Annotated in this window: 18 protein-coding genes; 8 read left to right on the top strand and 10 right to left on the bottom strand. The window is 61.1% G+C overall.

Annotated elements, in window-relative coordinates; all coding sequences use genetic code 11:
• Positions 1-242: 242 nt before the first annotated feature.
• Both malP and malQ read left to right on the top strand, forming a co-directional pair.
• Positions 243-2,648: a maltodextrin phosphorylase gene (gene malP, locus HMPREF3138_RS11630; RefSeq protein WP_038878201.1), complete on the top strand. Its 2,406-nt coding sequence runs from the start codon at positions 243-245 to the stop codon at positions 2,646-2,648.
• Between the two features lie 9 nt (positions 2,649-2,657).
• Positions 2,658-4,748 carry a 4-alpha-glucanotransferase gene (gene malQ / locus HMPREF3138_RS11635; protein WP_038878198.1) on the top strand — a complete coding sequence of 697 codons (2,091 nt, stop codon included), beginning with the start codon at positions 2,658-2,660 and terminating at the stop codon, positions 4,746-4,748.
• A 185-nt stretch (positions 4,749-4,933) separates the two neighbouring features.
• Here the strand turns inward: malQ and nfuA are convergent, their stop codons facing one another.
• Together nfuA and gntX are read right to left on the bottom strand one after the other, a co-directional pair.
• Positions 4,934-5,509: a Fe-S biogenesis protein NfuA gene (gene nfuA, locus HMPREF3138_RS11640; protein ID WP_033631902.1), complete on the bottom strand. Its 576-nt coding sequence runs from the start codon at positions 5,507-5,509 to the stop codon at positions 4,934-4,936.
• Between the two features lie 58 nt (positions 5,510-5,567).
• Positions 5,568-6,251, bottom strand: coding sequence for a DNA utilization protein GntX (gene gntX, locus HMPREF3138_RS11645; protein ID WP_038878194.1), 684 nt, complete (start codon positions 6,249-6,251; stop codon positions 5,568-5,570).
• Between the two features lie 40 nt (positions 6,252-6,291).
• Between gntX and bioH the strand changes: the two genes are divergently transcribed.
• Complete coding sequence (bioH, locus tag HMPREF3138_RS11650) at positions 6,292-7,062, top strand: pimeloyl-ACP methyl ester esterase BioH (RefSeq protein ID WP_038878191.1); 771 nt, start codon at positions 6,292-6,294, stop codon at positions 7,060-7,062.
• Positions 7,063-7,332: 270 nt separating this feature from the next.
• Positions 7,333-7,617, top strand: coding sequence for a YdgH/BhsA/McbA-like domain containing protein (locus HMPREF3138_RS11655; protein WP_038878189.1), 285 nt, complete (start codon positions 7,333-7,335; stop codon positions 7,615-7,617).
• A 41-nt stretch (positions 7,618-7,658) separates the two neighbouring features.
• On the opposite strand, the gene HMPREF3138_RS11660 is transcribed toward HMPREF3138_RS11655, so the two are convergent.
• From HMPREF3138_RS11660 to greB, 5 genes are all read right to left on the bottom strand, one after another.
• Entirely contained in the window at positions 7,659-7,898 is a 240-nt protein-coding gene (locus HMPREF3138_RS11660) for a FeoC-like transcriptional regulator (RefSeq protein WP_038878186.1), read from the bottom strand.
• Positions 7,898-10,213, bottom strand: coding sequence for a Fe(2+) transporter permease subunit FeoB (gene feoB / locus HMPREF3138_RS11665; RefSeq protein ID WP_038878183.1), 2,316 nt, complete (start codon positions 10,211-10,213; stop codon positions 7,898-7,900). The genes HMPREF3138_RS11660 and feoB overlap by 1 nt, the downstream gene beginning before the upstream one ends.
• Before the next feature lie 72 nt (positions 10,214-10,285).
• Positions 10,286-10,510 (bottom strand): ferrous iron transporter A, encoded by a 225-nt coding sequence (gene feoA / locus HMPREF3138_RS11670; protein WP_038878234.1) that lies wholly within the window; start codon positions 10,508-10,510, stop codon positions 10,286-10,288.
• Between the two features lie 604 nt (positions 10,511-11,114).
• The gene (locus HMPREF3138_RS11675) at positions 11,115-13,448 is read right to left on the bottom strand and encodes a Tex family protein (protein ID WP_038878180.1); all 2,334 of its coding nucleotides are present in this window, start codon (positions 13,446-13,448) and stop codon (positions 11,115-11,117) included.
• A 157-nt stretch (positions 13,449-13,605) separates the two neighbouring features.
• Positions 13,606-14,079, bottom strand: a complete 474-nt coding sequence (gene greB / locus HMPREF3138_RS11680; protein WP_038878177.1) for a transcription elongation factor GreB — start codon at positions 14,077-14,079, stop codon at positions 13,606-13,608.
• Between the two features lie 230 nt (positions 14,080-14,309).
• On the opposite strand from greB, the gene cbpA reads away from it, so the two are divergent.
• The 4 genes from cbpA (at position 14,310) to envZ (ending at position 17,927) form a co-directional block, all read left to right on the top strand.
• Positions 14,310-15,272: a curved DNA-binding protein gene (gene cbpA, locus HMPREF3138_RS11685; protein ID WP_070559068.1), complete on the top strand. Its 963-nt coding sequence runs from the start codon at positions 14,310-14,312 to the stop codon at positions 15,270-15,272.
• A 5-nt stretch (positions 15,273-15,277) separates the two neighbouring features.
• Positions 15,278-15,583: a chaperone modulator CbpM gene (locus HMPREF3138_RS11690; RefSeq protein ID WP_038878171.1), complete on the top strand. Its 306-nt coding sequence runs from the start codon at positions 15,278-15,280 to the stop codon at positions 15,581-15,583.
• Positions 15,584-15,840: 257 nt separating this feature from the next.
• The gene (gene ompR, locus HMPREF3138_RS11695) at positions 15,841-16,560 is read left to right on the top strand and encodes an osmolarity response regulator transcription factor OmpR (protein WP_004709363.1); all 720 of its coding nucleotides are present in this window, start codon (positions 15,841-15,843) and stop codon (positions 16,558-16,560) included.
• Positions 16,557-17,927 carry a two-component system sensor histidine kinase EnvZ gene (envZ, locus tag HMPREF3138_RS11700; RefSeq protein WP_070559070.1) on the top strand — a complete coding sequence of 457 codons (1,371 nt, stop codon included), beginning with the start codon at positions 16,557-16,559 and terminating at the stop codon, positions 17,925-17,927. The genes ompR and envZ overlap by 4 nt, the downstream gene beginning before the upstream one ends.
• Before the next feature lie 34 nt (positions 17,928-17,961).
• Here envZ and HMPREF3138_RS11705 read toward each other — a convergent pair whose 3' ends face one another.
• From HMPREF3138_RS11705 to HMPREF3138_RS11715, 3 genes are all read right to left on the bottom strand, one after another.
• Positions 17,962-18,441, bottom strand: coding sequence for a type II toxin-antitoxin system VapC family toxin (locus HMPREF3138_RS11705; RefSeq protein WP_038878166.1), 480 nt, complete (start codon positions 18,439-18,441; stop codon positions 17,962-17,964).
• Positions 18,438-18,701 (bottom strand): FitA-like ribbon-helix-helix domain-containing protein, encoded by a 264-nt coding sequence (locus HMPREF3138_RS11710; RefSeq protein ID WP_004930730.1) that lies wholly within the window; start codon positions 18,699-18,701, stop codon positions 18,438-18,440. The genes HMPREF3138_RS11705 and HMPREF3138_RS11710 overlap by 4 nt, the downstream gene beginning before the upstream one ends.
• Positions 18,702-18,827: 126 nt before the next feature.
• A partial coding sequence (locus tag HMPREF3138_RS11715) for a phosphoenolpyruvate carboxykinase (ATP) (RefSeq protein ID WP_139145147.1) occupies positions 18,828-19,243 on the bottom strand: 416 nt, incomplete at its 5' end.

Below are 19,243 nucleotides of genomic sequence, written 5' to 3' on the forward strand. Positions count from 1 at the left end.
CAAAACTTCAGCAGTGCGAATACTTGTGCTAACGTCATGGTTAACGTTCTCAGTGCTCGCCGCACGCGTTGGCGGGCTTTTTTGCATCGTTGCAAGGGAGTCAAAAAGTGCCTGAGATCACAATTCCAGCTACGCCCCAATCCTCCTCCCCAGCTAATCCCCAGGCGGGATGATGCCGTCAGGCTTTCTCACCGGCACGATAGCGGCAATTTGACCCACTTACTGGATAGAGAGTTTTCCTTATGTCACAGCCTACGCTCAAGAAGGATGCTTTTCTGGCGGCGCTTGCCCGCCAGTGGCAACGGTTCGGCCTCAGTTCCGCACAGCAGATGACGCAGCATCAATGGTGGGAAGCCGTCAGTGCGGCGCTGGCCGAGCAGTTGGCCGCTCAGCCGGCGCCACGCAAAAGCGCCAAACCGCTGCGCCACGTGAACTACATCTCAATGGAGTTTCTGATCGGCCGGCTGACGGCGAACAACCTGATCAACCTGGGCTGGTACGACACCGTCGAGCAGGCGCTGGCGGAGCAGAACGTCAAGCTGGCGGATTTGCTGGAGCAGGAAACCGATCCGGCGCTGGGCAACGGCGGGCTGGGGCGCTTGGCGGCCTGTTTCCTCGACTCGATGGCGACGGTGGAGCAGCCGGCCACCGGCTATGGGCTGAACTACCAGTACGGGCTGTTCCGCCAGTCGTTCCAGGGCGGGCAGCAGCAAGAGGCGCCGGATAACTGGCAGCGCGAGAGCTACCCGTGGTTCCGCCACAACGCCGCGCTGGCGGTGGACGTGGGCATCGGCGGCAAGCTGGAAAAGCAGGCCGACGGCCGTGAACTGTGGCGCCCGGCCTTCACCCTGCGCGGCGAAGCCTGGGATCTGCCGGTGCTGGGATATCGCAACGGCGTGGCGCAGCCGCTGCGCCTGTGGCAGGCGACCCATCAGCATCCGTTCAACCTGAGCGATTTCAACGACGGCAAATTCCTGCAGGCGGAGAAGCAGGGCGTAGAAGCCGACAAGCTGACCAAGGTGCTCTACCCGAACGACAACCATCAGGCCGGCAAGCGCCTGCGCCTGATGCAGCAGTATTTCCAGTGCGCCTGCTCGGTGGCGGACATTTTGCGCAAGCACCATCAGGCCGGCCGCAAGATTGAAGAGCTGCCGAAGTACGAAGTGATCCAGCTGAACGACACCCACCCGACCATCGCCATTCCGGAAATGCTGCGCATTCTGCTGGACGAACACCAGCTGGAGTGGGAGGCAGCCTGGGCGATCACCAGCAACACCTTCGCCTATACCAACCACACCCTGATGCCGGAAGCGCTGGAATGTTGGGATGAAAAACTGGTGCGCAGCCTGCTGCCGCGCCATTTCTCAATCATCAAACAGATCAACGTCAGGTTCAAAAAGCAGGTGGATAAGCACTGGCCGGGCGACGAGGCGGTGTGGGCCAAACTGGCGGTGCATCACAACAAGCAGGTGCGCATGGCCAACCTGTGCGTGGTCAGCGGCTTTGCGGTCAACGGCGTGGCGCAGCTGCACTCGGATCTGGTGGTGAAAGATCTGTTCCCGGAATATCACCAGCTGTGGCCGAACAAATTCCATAACGTCACCAACGGCATCACGCCGCGTCGCTGGCTGAAACAGTGTAACCCGGCGCTGTCGGGCCTGATCGACGAGACGCTGAAGGTGGAATGGGCGAACGATCTCGATGCGTTGCGCGGGCTGGAAAAATTCGCCGACGACGCGGCGTTCCGCCAGCGTTATCAGCAGATAAAACGTGACAACAAGGTGGCGCTGGCCCATTACGTGCACGGCGTGATGGGGTTGACGCTCGACCCGGACGCAATTTTCGACGTGCAGATCAAGCGTCTGCACGAGTACAAACGCCAGCACCTGAACCTGCTGCACATCCTGTCGCTGTATCGCCAGCTGCGCGACAACCCGAATCTGGACATCGTGCCGCGCGTCTTCCTGTTCGGCGCCAAGGCGGCGCCGGGCTACTACCTGGCGAAAAACATCATTTACGCGATCAACCAGGCGGCCGAGAAGATCAATAACGATCCGTTGGTGAAAGATCGCCTGAAAGTGGCGTTCATTCCCGACTACCGCGTGTCGGTGGCCGAACTGATGATCCCGGCGGCGGATATCTCCGAGCAGATCTCCACCGCCGGCAAAGAGGCCTCCGGCACCGGCAACATGAAGCTGGCGCTGAACGGCGCGCTGACGGTCGGCACGCTGGACGGCGCCAACGTCGAAATCGCCGAGCAGGTGGGCGAAGACAATATCTTTATCTTCGGCAATACCGTGGAGCAGGTGAAGGCGATACTGGCGAAGGGCTACGATCCGCTCAGCTACCGTAAAAAAGACAAGCACCTGAAGGCGATTTTGGACGAGCTGGCGAGCGGCGCGTTCAGCCACGGCGACAAGCACGCGTTCGACATGATGCTGCACAGCCTGCTGGAAGGCGGCGATCCCTATCTGGTGCTGGCGGACTTCGCCTCGTACTGCCAGGCGCAGCGCCGGGTCGACGAACTGTATCGCGATCGGGACGAATGGACGCGGCGGACTATCCTTAACACTGCGCGCGTCGGCATGTTCAGCTCGGATCGCTCGATTCGCGATTACCAGCAGCGCATCTGGCAAGCCAAACGTTAAGGAGAGCGAATGGATCGTAAGCGTATCGATCAGGCGGCAGCGCAGGCGGGGATCGCTGCCGATTTCATCAATGCCCACGGCAAGCGGCAGGCGATTGAGCCGGAGACCAAGCGCAAGCTGCTGGCGGCCATGAGCCGGGCCGATGCCGCGCAGGAAGGGGCGGCATCGCCGTTGCCGGCGGTCAAGGTGTTCTATCAGGGCGCGCCGCTGGCGCTGACCCCGGCGGGCGAAGGCGACTACCTGTGGGCGCTGCAGCGTGAAGACGGCGAATGCCTGCAGGGGCGCGTCGGCGCGCGCAAGACCCTGACGCTGCCCGGCGACCTGCCGGCGGGGTATCACCAATTGACGCTGAGCCAGGGCGCACGGCAGTGGCCATGCCGAGTGATCGTCGCGCCGAGGCGCTGCTTCGAGCCGGACGCCTTGCTGACCGGCAAGAAACTGTGGGGCGCCTGCGTTCAGCTGTATACGCTGCGTTCCGATCGCAACTGGGGCATCGGCGATTTCGGCGATCTGCGTCTGATGGTGGAGCAGGTGGGGGAGCGCGGCGGTGCCTTCGTCGGTCTCAATCCGATCCATGCGCTGTATCCGGCCAACCCGGAGAGCGCCAGCCCTTACAGCCCCTCGTCGCGCCGCTGGCTGAATCTGGCGTATATCGACGTCAACGCGGTGGAGGATTTCCAGCGCAGCGATGCGGCGCAGCGCTGGTGGCAGAAGCCGGCGACGCAGAAGCAGTTGGCCAAGGCGCGCGCCGCGGAGTGGGTGGATTACACCGCCGTGATGCAGCTGAAGCTGGCGGCGCTGAAGCTGGCGTTCCCGCTGTTTCAGGCGCGCAAGCCGAACGACGCGCAGCGTCAGGCGTTCGAACGGTTCGTGACTGAGGGCGGCGACAGCCTGTATCAGCAGGCGGCGTTCGACGCGCTGCATGCCCACCTGGCGGCCAAAGACGCCAGCCAGTGGGGATGGCCGGCCTGGCCCGAGGGCTATCGGCGGGGGCAGAGCGAAGCGGTGCGGCAGTTCTGCGACAAACATCAGGACGCGGTCCGCTTTTACCTGTGGCTGCAATGGCTGGCGGCCACGCAGTTTGCGCAGTGTTTTGAGCAGAGCCGGCAGCAGCAGATGCCGATTGGTCTGTATCGCGATCTGGCGGTCGGGGTGGCGGAAGGCGGGGCGGAAACCTGGTGCGACCGCGAGCTGTACTGCCTGAAAGCGTCGGTCGGCGCGCCGCCGGACATCCTGGGGCCGCTGGGGCAAAACTGGGGCCTGCCGCCGATGGATCCGCACGTGATGGCGGCGCGCGGTTATCAGCCGTTCATCGATCTTTTGCGCGCCAACATGACCAGCTGCGGCGCGCTGCGTATCGATCACGTCATGGCGCTGCTGCGGCTGTGGTGGATCCCTTATGGCGAAACCGCCGATCGCGGCGCCTACGTCAAATACCCGGTGGACGATCTGCTGGCGGTGCTGGCGCTGGAAAGCCAGCGCCACCGCTGCATGGTGATCGGCGAGGATCTCGGCACCGTGCCGGTAGAGATCGTCGGCAAGCTGCGCGACAGTGGCGTCTATTCTTACAAAGTGCTGTATTTCGAAAGCGACGGTGAACACCATTTCCGCGCGCCGCAGGCCTATCCGGTGCAGGCGATGGCGACCATCACCACCCACGATCTGCCGACGTTGCGCGGCTATTGGCAAAGCGGCGATCTGACGCTGGGCAACCGACTGGGGCTCTATCCGGACGCGGAGATCCTGCGGGAGCTGTTCGCCGATCGGGAACGCGCCAAGCAAGGGCTGCTTGACGGGTTGCATCGCTATGGCTGCGTGCCGCAGAAGGTGGGCAAGAGGGCGGCGCTGCTCGGCATGAGCCCGCTGCTTAACCGCGGCCTGCAGCGTTATGTCGCCGACAGCGCCAGCGCCCTGCTCGGCCTGCAGCCGGAAGACTGGCTGGACATGGCCGATCCGGTCAATATTCCCGGCACCAGTGACCAGTACCCTAACTGGCGGCGCAAGCTGACCCAAACGCTGGAGGAGATGTTCGCCGATCCGCGGATAAACCGGCTGCTGAAGGATTTGGACAAACGGCGGCGCAAGGTGTCGGTGGGGTGACGGTCAAGTGCCGTTGTATTAAGACAAAGGATGAGGACCGTAGCCCTATCCAAATGATGGATACCCGAATTAATTGGAGTTGCAGCTAGGCGGCAAGTGCGTAAATCCCCAGGAGCTTACTTAAGTAAGTGACTGGGGTGCGCGCACGCAGCCAACAACGCTGCAACTTCAAGTAAGAAGGGGAATCAGTAGTAGGAGTGCTCGCCGCGCTGGTGCTCGGTCAAATCACGCACACCCTTCAGCTCCGGGAACTTCTGCAGCAGCTCTTTCTCGATGCCTTCTTTCAGCGTGACGTCGACCATCGAACAGCCGTTGCAACCGCCGCCGAACTGCAGGATCGCCATGTTGTCGTCGGTGATCTCCATCAGCGTCACGCGGCCGCCGTGGCCCGCCAGCTGTGGGTTGATCTGCGACTGCAGCACGTATTCCACGCGCTCCATCAGCGGCGCGTTGTCATCGACCTTGCGCATTTTGGCGTTCGGCGCCTTCAGCGTCAGCTGAGAACCCAGCTGGTCGGTCACGAAGTCGATTTCGGCGTCTTCCAGATACGGCGCGCTCAGCTCATCGACATAGGCAGACAGTTTGTCGAACTTCAGTTCGGTATCCGTCGCTTCTACCGCGTCCGGCGGGCAATAAGAGACACCGCATTCGGCCGTCGGCGTGCCCGGGTTGATCACGAATACGCGGATTTGGGTGCCTTCTTCTTGATTTGCCAGCAGTTTGGCAAAGTGTTCCTGTGCAGCATCTGTTATACGGATCATAGCATTAGCTCAATAGTTGACTTCTATAGTCGGTTATAATACGCCCATTGCCGTGGCACTACAACGTGCGGCAAACGCACCATATCTGCACCGAGGCGGCGCCTTGCCGCCGCAGCAGCGCCGCGATCTCCGCGACGGTACTGCCGGTGGTCACCACGTCATCCACCAGGGCGATATGCCGGCCGGCGACCGAGACGGTGCAGATGAACGCGCGCTGCAGATTGCGCCTGCGCGCTCCGGCGTTCAGCCGCTGTTGCTGGGCGGTCTTGCGTACCCGGCGCAAGGCGGCGGGCCGATAGGGGCAGCCCAGCCAGCGCGCCAGCGGCCGGGCCAGCAGATCGCTCTGGTTATAGCCGCGGCGCCAGCAACGTGATGCATGCAAGGGTACCGCTAAAATCAGGTCGGGTCTGTTCAGATACTGCTCTCTGCGCGCCAGCTGCCAGCGCAACAGCATCAGGCGCGCCAGCGCCGGTGCCAGCTCGGGCGCGTGGTGAAACTTGAACCTCTTTACCAGTTGGCTGAGGGGCGCAACGTAGTCGCCAACGAACACCAGCCGTTGCCAGGGCGGCGGCCGTTGCAGGCAGCGGCCGCAGGGCGTTCGCGTCTCCCCGGCGGGCAACCCGCAGCGCGGGCAACACGGTGGGCTGGCCGGCAGATGGCGCAGGCAGCAGCTGCAGATGCCATGACGCATCAGGCTCAACGGCTGTCGGCATAGCCAACAGCGGCTGCGGATTGATAGCATAGAGCCTCCGAGACGGATAAGCATGAAAGGACAATAACCAATGACAGCGCTGTACTGGCAAACAATAGGTGAAGGCGAACGCGATCTTGTGCTGCTGCACGGCTGGGGATTGAACGCCGAAGTGTGGAGTTGCATTCAGGCGCGACTGGCGCCGCATTTTCGCCTGCACCTGGTCGATCTGCCGGGGTACGGCCGCAGCCAGGGGTTCGGCGCCCTGTCGCTGGAGCAGATGACGGAGATCGTGCTGGCGGCCGCCCCGTCGCAGGCCTGGTGGCTAGGCTGGTCGCTCGGCGGGCTGGTGGCCAGCCAGGCGGCGCTGATGCAACCGCAGCGGGTCAAAGGGCTTATCACCGTGGCTTCCTCGCCGTGCTTTGCCGCCCGTGATGAGTGGCCGGGGATCCGCCCGGACGTGCTGAGCGGCTTTCAACACCAGCTGAGCCTGGATTTCCAGCGCACCGTCGAGCGTTTTCTGGCGTTGCAGACGCTGGGCACCGAGAGCGCGCGTCAGGATGCGCGCCAGCTGAAAGCGGTGGTGCTCAACCAGCCGACGCCAAGCGTCGAGGTGTTGAACGGCGGGCTGGAGATTCTGCGCACCGCCGATCTGCGTGCGCCGTTGGCCGCGCTGGAGCTCCCGCTGCTGCGGATTTACGGCTATCTGGATGGGCTGGTGCCGCGCAAGGTCGCCGAGCTGCTCGACGCCGCCTGGCCGAATTCTACGTCGCAGCTCGTGGCCAAAGCCGCCCATGCGCCGTTTATCTCTCATCCCGACGAATTTGTGACGATGATCGAAGCGTTTATTGCAGCACATTGAATGCGGCGGGAAAACGCACGATAGGGCGCGAAAAAAAACGCCGCCGGGTGGATAAAAGACAAAGCTGTTCGATACTTAGTGAGTCAATGCGTTGGCTGCAAAATGAAAAGACCGCGCGCGGCGCTTTTCATTTTGGCGTTTCGTCTCTGGGAAACAGGCCCCGTCAGGGAAAGCAACGAGGCCTGAGGATGTCGCGGCAGCCTGATGTACTACGCATGGATTCTTGACGGCTTTCATAACAGATAAATTATCCATTGAGAGGTTAGTGTCATGAAATCATTGAAGATGATTATTGCAGCGACAGTGCTGGGTTCGGTGTCTTTCGGCTCCATGGCGGCAACCCTGCTGACCAAGGAAGATCTGGATAAGAACCCGGGTAAATACGAGAAGATCGGCACCGTGACCACCACGGCGCAGACCACCTCGCCGATGGATGCCAAGGATGAGCTGTCCAAACTGGCGGACGAAAAGGGCGGTCAATACTACGTGATCCTGGCAGGCCGCGAGCACGGTAAATTCAGCGCCATCGCTGAAGTTTACAAAGACAAGCAATAAGCCTTCAACGGCAAGGGGCGCCGCTGCGGCGCCCCTGATCGTTAGGCCTTCAGCCGGTAGAAAACCGTGCTGCACCCCTGGCCCTGCGGGCAGCCTTTGCAACTGCCGCTCAGACAGGCGCCGTCATCCTGTTCGATACGCTCTACTTTTCCCATCGCCGCCAAACGGTCCAGCATCGCCTGCACCAACGGCAGCGGCGTCGCCAGCAATTGGCTGAGCTGCTGCGCCTGAGCGCTGCCAAGCAGCGCCAGTGCATCGCGCACCTGCAGCAGCCCGGCCATCAGTGACAGTTCCCCTTGGCGCCCTGGCAACAGGCCGCCGGCGTAGCGTTGCCCAGGCGCACCGTAACGCGGCTGCGCGCCCGGCGCAGGCCGAACAGCACCAGCAGGTTCACCGCCAGCACCACCAGGATCGCCGTCAGGCTGTACTGCGGGTGTTGGTTGAAGGTGGCCACCTGGTAGAACAGCGTCGCCAGCGAGTAGGCCACGTTCAGCCCCCACAGAATCGAGAAGGTCATCCAGCCGCGGCTCGATTCACGGGCGATGGCGCCCATTACCGAGACGCAAGGCACATACAGCAGCACGAAGATCAGGTAGCTGTAGGCGGAGATGCCGGAGCCGAATTTGCTGCTCATCACGCCCATCGAGCCGATGCCCATCTCGCCGTCACCCTTGCTGGCTTCGATTGGGTTGGAGAGCACGCTCAGGCTGAAGGTGTTTTTCAGGCCGTCCCAGGTTTCGTTCAGCGCGCCGCCCAGCTCATCGAGCAGGTTGAAGTTGGCGGCGTCGAACGCCTCTTTGTTGATGTGCTCGGCGGTGTACAGCGTGTTCAGCGTGCCGACCACCACTTCTTTCGCCATCGCGCCGGTCACCAGACCGACGGTGGCCTGCCAGTTATCGCTGTGGACGCCCATCGGCTGCAGCAGCGGCGTCAACACCTTGGAGACCGAGGCCAACGCGGAGTCGTTGATATTGTCGACCGTCTTGCCACTGAACGAGAAGCTGTTCAGGCCGCCGATGAACATGCTGGCCACCACGATCACCTTACCGGCGCGCAGCACGAAGCCTTTCAGACGCTGCCAGGTTTGCAGCAGCAGGCTTTTCAGGTGCGGCACGTGGTAGACCGGCAGCTCCATCACGAACGGCGAGGCCTCGCCACGCATGATGGTGTATTTGAGCACCAGACCGGTGAGGATCGCCACCGCAATGCCGAGCATGTACAGCGAGAACACCACCCCGGCGCCGTCCTGGCCGAAGAAGGCGGCGGCGAACACCGCAAAGATCGCCAGACGGGCACCGCACGACATGAACGGCGCCATCATGATAGTAATCAGGCGCTCGCGCTGGGCGTCCAGCGTCCGGGCACCCATGATGGACGGCACGTTGCAGCCGAAGCCGACGATCAGCGGCACGAAGGATTTGCCCGGCAGCCCGAGCGCCTGCATCAGGCGATCCATAACGAACGCCGCGCGCGCCATGTAGCCGGAATCCTCCAGGAAGGACAGGAACAGGTACATCATGCCGATCTGCGGCACCAGCGGCAGCACGGTGTTGATGCCACCGCCGATGCCCTGCGCCAGGAAAACGGTCAGCCAGTCGGGGAAGTGCAGGGTGTAGCCGAGCCACTGAATGCCTTGAATGAAGATCGCCGCCGAGCCGATATCAAAGATCGGCTGCAGCGCGCCGCCGATGTTGATCGCCAGCAGGAACATCAGGTACATCACCAGCAGGAAGATCGGCACACCCAGCCAGCGGTTGAGGATCACTTTATCCAGCATCTCGGTCAGGCGGTTGGGCATCGCCTGCTGCGAGTTGCTGACCGCGTCGCACAGGGCGGCGATAGACTGGTAGCGCGCGTCGGCGATCACCAGCGCCGGGTCTTCTTGCTGCTGCTGTTGCAACGCCTGGGTGGCCGCAGGCAGCAGTGCGACGGCGGGGCCGGCCAGCCGGTGGCTGTAGATGTCGCCTTCCAGCATCTGCAGCGCCAGCCAGCGGCGCTGTACTGCCGGCAGCGTTTGCGGCATGGCGTCGCTCAGCGTGGCGACCTCTTTCAGCAACAGCGGCGGATAGTTCACCAGCGTCTGCTGTTCGTTGATGTGGTGATTGTCGATCATCTGTTTCAGCACGCCGATGCCGTCGGCGCGGGTGGAGACCATCGGCACCACCGGGCAGCCGAGGCGCGCCGACAGCGCGGCGACGTCGATATCGATATGCTGGCTTGTGGCGATGTCGAGCATGTTTAGCGCCACGATGCAGGGAATGCCCAGCTCCAGCAGCTGCAGCGTCAGATAGAGGTTGCGCTCCAGGTTGGAGGCGTCGACCACGTTGATCAGCAGATCGGCGTCGCCGCTCAAAATGTAGTGACAAGCGATCTGCTCATCGAGCGAGGTTTGTTCTGAAATGGTGGTTAGGGAATAGGTGCCCGGCAAATCGACCAGCCGCACGTCGGACTGCGGGGTGGTGAAATGGCCTTCTTTGCGTTCGACCGTCACGCCCGCCCAGTTGCCGACCCGTTGGCGTGCGCCGGTCAGCTGGTTGAACAGCGTGGTTTTGCCGGAGTTCGGGTTACCGATTAAGCCGATGGTGAGTTTTTTCATAGTTCAGCGTGTCGTCTTCAAGGAGAACAGCGCCGGCGCAAGGGCGCGTCGGCAAACGGAGGGCGTGCCGGCTCAGGACTGGCCGTCGAGCTGCAGCAGCGCCAGATCCTTCCTGCGCAGCACCAGGCTGACGCGGCGAGTTTTAATTTCTATAGGATCGCCCAGCGGCGCGACGCGCACCACGTCGAACGAAGAGCCGGGCAGCATGCCGAGCGATAACAGTTTCTGACGGTAGGCCGGCGCAATTTCACCGGAAAAGCCGACAATCTTATACGTGCGTTTAGGTTGAAGCTGCATGTGATTAACCTTCCGGGTGCCGATGAACATCGGGCTGATGATAATTGGACGTTGCCGGCGAAAATGCCACGCCGTCGGCGGTATTCATCCATAAGGTCATGCAATAAAGTGAGCGCAAATAATAGTAATTATCATTACCGCGTTCAATACAAAAAGTAAGGGTATTGTAACCAATTATTATGGCGACGACAGTTTTTGATGGCGTTGCCTTGATTAATGACGTTTTACCACCGCTGGCGAGCGGGAACAAATGAGAATGGCGAGTTAAATCAGTTACGTATTTGTAGCCTAGTTTTCTCGTTTGCAAACTTCGATGGTTTTTTCCCTTTATTTATTTCCCCCGAAAGGCAATTCAATAACATTATTCCGGCGTAATGCGAGCGGTAACCATTTGTGTTTCGTTCGCAATTCGCGAGATGAAAAATACGTGTTAACGGAGTTGTTAATAAACGGCTGCAGAAGGGGTTTTTGTTGCCTGAATAATGGGAGGACGGTCACACAAGAACGGGAAATAAAAAGATGAAGGTTTATTGAGGCGGGTCAAAAATGCCGCAAGTTTTCTTCATTGGAAAGGGCGGAGCAGGCTCCGCCCTGTTGGTCTGACTTAGCGTTTCTTGCCGAAAGCCGCCGCCAGCGCGTCGCCCATGGCGCTGTTGCCGGCCGGCGCCGCGTTGCGCGGTTTGGCCTTGTTGCCGCCTGCCGAACGGTTGGCGTTGTCGCGCGTCTGGGCAGGCGCGTTGCCGCCGCGACGCGGTGAACCCTCGCCCGGTTGCTCATCCAGGCGCATGCTCAGCGCAATGCGTTTACGCTGCAGATCGACTTCCATCACCTTCACTTTGACGATGTCGCCGGCTTTCACCACGGTGTGCGGATCTTCGACGAATTTGTCCGCCAGCGAGGAGATGTGCACCAGGCCGTCCTGATGCACGCCGATATCCACGAAGGCACCGAAGTTGGTGACGTTGGTGACCGACCCTTCCAGGATCATGCCCGGCTGCAGATCGTTGAGGGTTTCCACGCCTTCGGCGAAGGTGGCGGTTTTGAACTCCGGACGCGGATCGCGGCCCGGCTTCTCCAGCTCTTTCAGAATGTCGGTGACCGTCGGCACGCCGAACTTGTCGTCGGTGAAATCAACCGCTTTCAGGCTGCGCACTGCGGAGGCGTTGCCCATCAGATCCTGCAGCGCCTGCTCGGTGGCGGCCAGGATGCGTTGCACCACCGGATAGGCTTCCGGGTGAACGGTAGAAGCATCCAGCGGGTTGTCGCCGTGGTTGATGCGCAGGAAGCCGGCGCACTGTTCGAAGGCCTTCGGCCCCAGACGGCTGACCTTCAGCAGCTGTTCACGGTTGCTGAATCGGCCGTTCTCGTCGCGCCAGTTGACGATATTTTGCGCCATCATGCGCGTCAGGCCGGCCACGCGGGTCAGCAACGGCACCGACGCGGTGTTCAGATCGACGCCGACGGCGTTTACGCAGTCTTCCACCACCGAGTCCAGTTTCTTCGCCAGCTGGCTCTGGCTGACGTCGTGCTGATACTGGCCGACGCCGATGGATTTCGGGTCGATCTTCACCAGCTCCGCCAGCGGATCTTGCAGGCGACGGGCAATGGATACCGCGCCGCGCAGCGACACGTCGAGATCCGGGAATTCCAGCGCCGCCAGTTCGGACGCGGAGTACACCGACGCGCCCGCTTCGCTGACGATCACTTTCTGCGCCCGGACGTCGCCGAACTGCTTTTGCAGGTCGAGATAGAAGCGCTCGGTCTCACGCGAAGCGGTGCCGTTGCCGATGGCCACCAGTTCTACATTGTGTTTGATGCACAGCGCCGCGACGATGGCGGCGGCTTTGGCCGCTTGCCCGGTGTGCGGGTAGACGGTGTCGGTGGCGACCAGCTTGCCGGTCGCGTCGACCACGGCGACTTTCACCCCGGTGCGCAGGCCCGGATCGAGGCCCATGGTGGCGCGCATGCCGGCCGGCGCGGCCATCAGCAGATCGTGCATGTTGCGGGCGAACACGTTGATCGCTTCGTCTTCCGCGCGTTCGCGCACCGTGCCCATCAGCTCGGTTTCCAGGTGCAGCAGCACCTTGATGCGCCAGGTCCAGTTGACCACCGCCTTGCGCCAGGCGTCGGCCGGGGCGTTATTCAGGCGCAGGTTGAGGTGATTGATGATGATCAGCTCCGCCTGGCTTTCGCGCGGCGCTTCCTCAAACTGCGGATCGGCGTTCAACGCCAGCTGCAGCACGCCTTCGTTGCGGCCGCGGAACATCGCCAGCGCGCGGTGCGAAGGCACCTGGGAAATCGGTTCGTGATGATCGAAATAGTCGCGGAACTTGGCGCCTTCTTCTTCCTTGCCTTCGACCACTTTGGACACCAGATGGGCGTTTTTCCACAGGTAGTCGCGCACCTTGGCCAGCAGCGAGGCATCTTCGGCGAAGCGCTCCATCAGGATATAGCGCGCGCCGTCGAGGGCGGCTTTGACGTCCGCCACGCCCTTGTCGGCATCGACGTAGCGTTCAGCCAGCTGTTCCGGCTGCTGTTGCGGATCCTGCCACAGCGCGTCCGCCAGCGGTTCCAGACCGGCCTCGATGGCGATCTGGCCGCGGGTGCGGCGCTTCGGTTTGTACGGCAGGTAGAGGTCTTCGAGTTCGGTCTTGCTCAGCGTGGCGTTGATCGCCCCCGCCAGTTGTTCGGTCAGTTTGCCCTGTTCATCGATCGACTTCAGGATGGTCTGGCGACGATCTTCCAGTTCACGCAGATAACCCAGGCGGGTTTCCAGCTGGCGCAGTTGGGTGTCGTCCAGGCCCCCGGTGACTTCCTTACGATAGCGTGCAATAAAGGGCACGGTATTACCTTCATCCAGCAGACGGATGGCGGAGTCGACTTGCTCCGGCCGGGCCTGCAGTTCTGTTGCAATAATGCGGCTCAGTGGGTCATTCATAGGTCTGGTATCTGTATTGAGAACGGTGAATAAACAGGGGACAGTTATACGGATTGATCGGGGAAAATGCCAGTGGAGCGGGCCGCCGCCGCGCGGCCGTGGCGTGGAGAACTGCGCAGGCGGCGGCGTTGGCGGCGGTTCGGAAAAAGCTGAAAGCTTACTTCGGGTAGTCTATCTCGTTCACGTACCACTGTGCCTCACCCAGCGGCGTATTAACGGTGGCGACGTCCCCGACCTCTTTTTTCAGCAGGGCGCGCGCCATCGGCGCGTCGATGGAGATGTAATCCTTGCGGCCGAAGATCTCGTCGTAACCGACGATGCGAAAGCGTTTGGTCTCGCCGTCTTCGTTCTCTACTTCCACCCAGGCGCCGAAGAACACTTTGCCTTCTTGCTGCGGGGAGTAATCGACGATCTTCAACTGCTCCAGGCATTTGGTCAGATAGCGGACGCGGCGGTCAATTTCGCGCAGCCGCTTCTTGTTGTACTGGTAGTCGGCGTTTTCGCTTCTGTCGCCCAGGCTGGCGGCCCAGGTCACTTTCTTGGTCACCTCGGGGCGTTCTTCGCGCCAGAGGTAATCCAGCTCTTGTTTGAGCTTGTCATACCCTTCACGGGTTATCAGTTGAGTTCTCATCGTGATTTATCTTTATGGGGCCACCGCCACAGTGTACGTGAATGCGCAGGGCTTTAGAAATGGTGCGCGGGCCTGCACGTTGTCGCACGGTTTTTATTCAGTTTGCGCAGCTTTTAACAATCGGGAGTATGCTTAGCGATAGCGGAAAAGGAATGTGACGAAAGGAGGATATCTGGCGAGAGAGACAAGGAATTTTGGCGCACAACCCAACACATTGAAGGTATTACCGCATGGAATTTAAAGATTACTACGCCACGATGGGCGTCGAGCCCAACGCCGATCTGAAAACCATCAAAACGGCCTACCGCCGGCTGGCGCGTAAATATCACCCTGACGTGAGCACCGAGGAAGACGCCGAGAGCAAATTCAAGGAGCTGGCCGAAGCCTATGAGGTGCTGAAGGACGAAGAGCGCCGCGCCGAGTACGATCAGATCCGGCTGCACCGCAACGATCCGAACTTTGGCCGCCAGGCGCGCGGCGATCGCGGCGGCTATCAGCAGAGCGCTTCATGGCACGGCGGCGGCGCCGACGCGCAAGACTTCTCCGATTTCTTCGAAAGCATGTTCGGCGGGCGTGCGGGGGGCGGGCACCGCTCCGCTTCGCACTCGCACGGCGGGCATGGCTTCCGCGGCCAGGATCTCGAGATGGAGGGGCCGCTGTTCCTCGAGGAAACGCTGCATGGCCAAAGCCGCGAGATCTCCTACAAGCTGCCGGTGTACGACGAGCTGGGGCGGCAGGTGAGCGAAGCCAGCAAAACGCTGAACGTGAAAATCCCGGCCGGCGTGGGCGACGGCGAGCGCATTCGCCTCAAGGGGCAGGGCGTTGCCGGCGTGGGCGGCGGCCAGAACGGCGACCTGTATCTGGTCATCCGCCTCGCGCCGCATCCGCTGTTCGAGATTGACGGCCACAACCTGAGCATCGTGGCGCCGCTCGCCCCGTGGGAAGCGGCGCTGGGGGCCAGCATCGAGGTGCCAACGCTGACCGGCAAAATCGCGTTGACCGTGCCGGCCGGTAGCCAGAGCGGCAAACGGCTGCGGGTCAAGGGCAAGGGGCTGGCGGGCAAGAAAGAGCCCGGCGATCTGTATGTCATTCTCAAGGTGGTGATGCCGCCGAAGCCGAACGAGAAGGCCAGCGCCCTGTGGCGAGAACTGGCTGAACAGGCGGCGTTCAACCCGCGCGCGGAATGGGAGTAAAGCACATGATGAAAAAAGAGATCACATTCACCGTGGTGGAACTGTGTCAGAGGGTGGAGATTTCAGAGGATGAGCTGGTCGAAATCGTCGGCCTGGGCGTAATCGTGCCGCTGGAGCCGGCGCAGCCGAGCTGGGAGTTCGATTACCCGGCGCTGAGCCATCTGCAGCGGGCGCGCAGGCTGCGGGCCGAGCTGGATCTGGATTGGCCGGGGATCGCCATGGCGCTGACGCTGCTCGACCGGGTTGATACGCTGCAGCAAGAGAACCGGCAGCTGCGCCGGCAACTGGCGCGTTTCCTGCAGACTTCCTGACTCGCCCTCAAAACGCCACCGTGCGGTTCGCCGGTGGCGAAATTGCATAAAATTGGGCCGCCGCCCCACATTGCGCCGATAAAGGGCGAAATTTTGACGAACCCCCGTCGACATTCGATGAAAATTGTTGATAAATGGGGAAAAGAATAAGCTTTGTAACAATTTCGTCTAGAATGCATACCATTAAACGCTGTCTCAAATGGCAAGGTTTTCTAACAATATTCGAGTCAGGCAATAAAGCCTTTGGGAGTAATACCATGCAAGAGAATCATAAGATCCTGGTTGTCGATGATGACATGCGCCTGCGCGCGCTTTTAGAACGTTATTTAACCGAGCAGGGCTTCCAGGTTCGCAGCGTTGCCAACGCTGAGCAAATGGATCGCTTGCTGACCCGTGAATCCTTCCATCTGATGGTGCTCGATCTGATGTTACCGGGCGAAGATGGGCTGTCCATCTGCCGCCGCCTGCGCAGCCAGAGCAACCCGATGCCGATCATTATGGTCACCGCCAAAGGCGAAGAGGTCGATCGCATCGTGGGGCTGGAAATCGGCGCCGACGACTACATTCCTAAGCCGTTCAACCCGCGTGAGCTGTTGGCTCGCATCCGTGCGGTGCTGCGCCGCCAGGCTAACGAACTGCCGGGCGCGCCTTCGCAGGAAGAGGCGGTGATCGCATTCGGCAAATTCAAACTGAACCTCGGCACCCGCGAGATGTTCCGCGAAGACGAACCGATGCCGTTGACCAGCGGCGAGTTCGCGGTCCTGAAGGCGCTGGTTAGCCACCCGCGTGAACCGCTGTCGCGCGATAAGCTGATGAACCTGGCGCGTGGCCGCGAATACAGCGCCATGGAGCGCTCCATCGACGTGCAGATCTCGCGCCTGCGCCGCATGGTGGAAGAAGATCCGGCGCATCCGCGTTATATCCAGACCGTTTGGGGTCTCGGCTACGTGTTCGTCCCGGACGGCAGCAAGGCATGAGGCGATTGCGCTTTTCACCGCGTAGCTCGTTTGCCCGAACCCTGTTGTTGATCGTCACCTTGCTGTTCGTCAGCCTGGTGACGACCTATCTGGTGGTGCTGAACTTCGCCATCCTGCCCAGCCTGCAGCAGTTCAACAAGGTATTGGCGTACGAAGTGCGTATGCTGATGACCGATCGGCTGCAGCTGGAGGATGGCACGCTGCTGGAAGTACCGCCGGCGTTCCGCCGTGAGATCTACCGCGAACTGGGCATCTCTCTCTACACCAACTCGGCGGCGGAGGAGAGCGGCCTGCGCTGGGCGCAGCACTACCAGTTCCTCAGCCAGCAGATGGCGCAGCAGCTCGGCGGGCCGACCGATGTGCGGGGGGAGGTGAACAAGAACTCCCCGGTGGTGTGGCTGAAAACCTGGCTGCAGCCCGATATCTGGGTGCGCGTACCGCTGACGGAAATCCACCAGGGCGACTTCTCTCCGCTGTTCCGCTATACGCTGGCGATCATGCTGCTGGCGATCGGCGGCGCCTGGCTGTTTATCCGCATTCAAAACCGCCCGCTGGTGGAGCTGGAACATGCGGCGCTGCAGGTGGGCAAGGGCATCATTCCGCCGCCGCTGCGCGAGTATGGCGCTTCCGAAGTGCGGTCGGTGACTCGCGCATTCAATCAGATGGCGTCGGGCGTCAAGCAGCTGGCGGATGACCGCACCTTGCTGATGGCCGGGGTTAGCCATGACCTGCGCACGCCGTTGACGCGCATCCGGCTGGCGACGGAGATGATGAGTGCCGAAGACGGCTATCTGGCCGAGTCGATCAATAAAGACATCGAAGAGTGCAACGCCATCATCGAGCAGTTCATCGATTATCTGCGCACCGGGCAGGAGATGCCGACCGAAAGCAGCGATCTGAACGCCATTTTGGGCGAGGTGGTCGCGGCGGAGAGCGGCTATGAGCGGGTAATTGAAACCGCGCTGTCGCCGGGCGAGCTGATGATGAACGTGCATCCGCTGTCGATTAAGCGGGCGGCGGTGAACATGGTGGTGAACGCGGCGCGTTACGGCAACGGCTGGATCAAGGTCAGCAGCGGCCGCGAGCTGCAGCGCGGCTGGTTCCAGGTAGAGGATGACGGCCCGGGCATCAAGCCGGAAGAATTGAAGCATCTGTTGCAGCCGTTCGTACGCGGTGACAGCGCGCGCAGCACCAGCGGCACCGGTCTGGGACTGGCGATCGTGCAGCGCATTATCGACGCGCACGACGGCGAACTGGATATCGGCACCAGCGAACGCGGCGGGCTATTGATCCGCGCGTATATTCCGTTGCCGATGGAGAAAAAAGAGTCGGCCAACGGCCATCAAACCGCCAGGGAAAATGCCTGACGCTCTTGGCGCGGGCCGCGTTGCTGCGGCCCCGTCAGGACTTCCTGCTCATCACGTAGTATTCCGCCGCATCCTCATGCAACCGACGGCCGGTCGGCGCCTGCCACGGATCGATTAACTCGATGCCGCAGTGGAGGAAGTCTTTGGTGTTGCGGGTGGCCAGGACGGCACCGTAATACAGGCAGGTGGCGGCGATTTGGGTATCCGGCATGCTCATCGCTTTACCCAGAAGCCGATTCCTTGCCGTCAATTCCGCGTATTGCATCGCGCACAGCCCATCAAACGGCAATATCTGCCCCTCGAACTTCAATTCAATCGCGTCCGCCAATTTGAGCTTGAGATCCCGCTGGCGCTTGCCGTCAGGCATGCAGGCGACGCCGCTGAACAGTTCGGCCAGGACAATGGCGCTCAGATAGAGCTCGTCATTGTCCTTTTCATTTAACCAGTTAATGACGTTGTAGTACGGACTGGGGCGCAGCGTCTCCGAAATGACGTTGGTGTCGAGAATAATCATGCGTTGTCATCTTCATCATCAAAGGTGACGATGCGTGGTGGCACGGCGTCACGCGGTGGGATCTCCAGCTCGACGCCGCCGAACTCGGCGAAGTGCTGATGCATCCAGGTACCCAACCCATAGCGCGGCGGCTTTTTCACCAGCGCCTGTTTTAGGATCATGCGCGCTTCCTCTTCCATGGAATGGCCGTTTTTCGCCGCTGAAATACGCAGCAGCTCTTTGATTTCGTCGTCCAGATTTCTGACAGTGATAGTAGCCATTGAAACCTCCTTTGCTATCAATGATTGCATTGACTTATTTTCTCGCCTTACTGGTTAAAAAGCAATCACTGAAAATAAAAAAAGGCGCGGGATCCGCGCCTTAGCTGAAGAGGTAACGCTACCGAATTACAGCTTAGGGCCGGCGCTGACCAGCGCGGCGCCCGCAGGCGTGTCGGTGTATTTGTCGAAGTTGGTGATGAAGCGCTCGGCCAGATCCTGCGCTTTTTCCTGCCACTGCTCGAGGCTGGCGTAGGTATTGCGCGGATCGAGGATCTCCGGGTTCACGCCCGGCAGCGCGGTCGGCATCGCCAGATCGAAGATCGGCAGGGTGACGGTTTCCGCCTTGTCGATTTCACCGCTCAGGATGGCGTCAATGATGCCGCGCGTATCTTTGATCGAGATGCGCTTGCCGGTACCGTTCCAGCCGGTGTTGACCAGGTAAGCCTGGGCGCCGGCGGCCTCCATGCGTTTCACCAGCACTTCGGCATACTGCGTCGGGTGCAGCGTCAGGAATGCGGCGCCGAAGCAGGCGGAGAAGGTTG

The sequence above is a fragment of the Serratia sp. HMSC15F11 genome, assembly GCF_001808215.1.
GTDB classification, from domain to species: Bacteria; Pseudomonadota; Gammaproteobacteria; order Enterobacterales; family Enterobacteriaceae; genus Serratia; species Serratia nevei.

Bases quoted from the DNA above. Each gene is read 5' to 3' on its own strand.
- malP (WP_038878201.1), top strand. From the start codon at position 243: ATGTCACAGCCTACGCTCAAGAAGGATGCTTTTCTGGCGGCGCTTGCC.
- malQ (WP_038878198.1), top strand. From the start codon at position 2,658: ATGGATCGTAAGCGTATCGATCAGGCGGCAGCGCAGGCGGGGATCGCT.
- nfuA (WP_033631902.1), bottom strand. From the start codon at position 5,509: ATGATCCGTATAACAGATGCTGCACAGGAACACTTTGCCAAACTGCTG.
- gntX (WP_038878194.1), bottom strand. From the start codon at position 6,251: ATGCTATCAATCCGCAGCCGCTGTTGGCTATGCCGACAGCCGTTGAGC.
- bioH (WP_038878191.1), top strand. From the start codon at position 6,292: ATGACAGCGCTGTACTGGCAAACAATAGGTGAAGGCGAACGCGATCTT.
- HMPREF3138_RS11655 (WP_038878189.1), top strand. From the start codon at position 7,333: ATGAAATCATTGAAGATGATTATTGCAGCGACAGTGCTGGGTTCGGTG.
- HMPREF3138_RS11660 (WP_038878186.1), bottom strand. From the start codon at position 7,898: ATGGCCGGGCTGCTGCAGGTGCGCGATGCACTGGCGCTGCTTGGCAGC.
- feoB (WP_038878183.1), bottom strand. From the start codon at position 10,213: ATGAAAAAACTCACCATCGGCTTAATCGGTAACCCGAACTCCGGCAAA.
- feoA (WP_038878234.1), bottom strand. From the start codon at position 10,510: ATGCAGCTTCAACCTAAACGCACGTATAAGATTGTCGGCTTTTCCGGT.
- HMPREF3138_RS11675 (WP_038878180.1), bottom strand. From the start codon at position 13,448: ATGAATGACCCACTGAGCCGCATTATTGCAACAGAACTGCAGGCCCGG.
- greB (WP_038878177.1), bottom strand. From the start codon at position 14,079: ATGAGAACTCAACTGATAACCCGTGAAGGGTATGACAAGCTCAAACAA.
- cbpA (WP_070559068.1), top strand. From the start codon at position 14,310: ATGGAATTTAAAGATTACTACGCCACGATGGGCGTCGAGCCCAACGCC.
- HMPREF3138_RS11690 (WP_038878171.1), top strand. From the start codon at position 15,278: ATGATGAAAAAAGAGATCACATTCACCGTGGTGGAACTGTGTCAGAGG.
- ompR (WP_004709363.1), top strand. From the start codon at position 15,841: ATGCAAGAGAATCATAAGATCCTGGTTGTCGATGATGACATGCGCCTG.
- envZ (WP_070559070.1), top strand. From the start codon at position 16,557: ATGAGGCGATTGCGCTTTTCACCGCGTAGCTCGTTTGCCCGAACCCTG.
- HMPREF3138_RS11705 (WP_038878166.1), bottom strand. From the start codon at position 18,441: ATGATTATTCTCGACACCAACGTCATTTCGGAGACGCTGCGCCCCAGT.
- HMPREF3138_RS11710 (WP_004930730.1), bottom strand. From the start codon at position 18,701: ATGGCTACTATCACTGTCAGAAATCTGGACGACGAAATCAAAGAGCTG.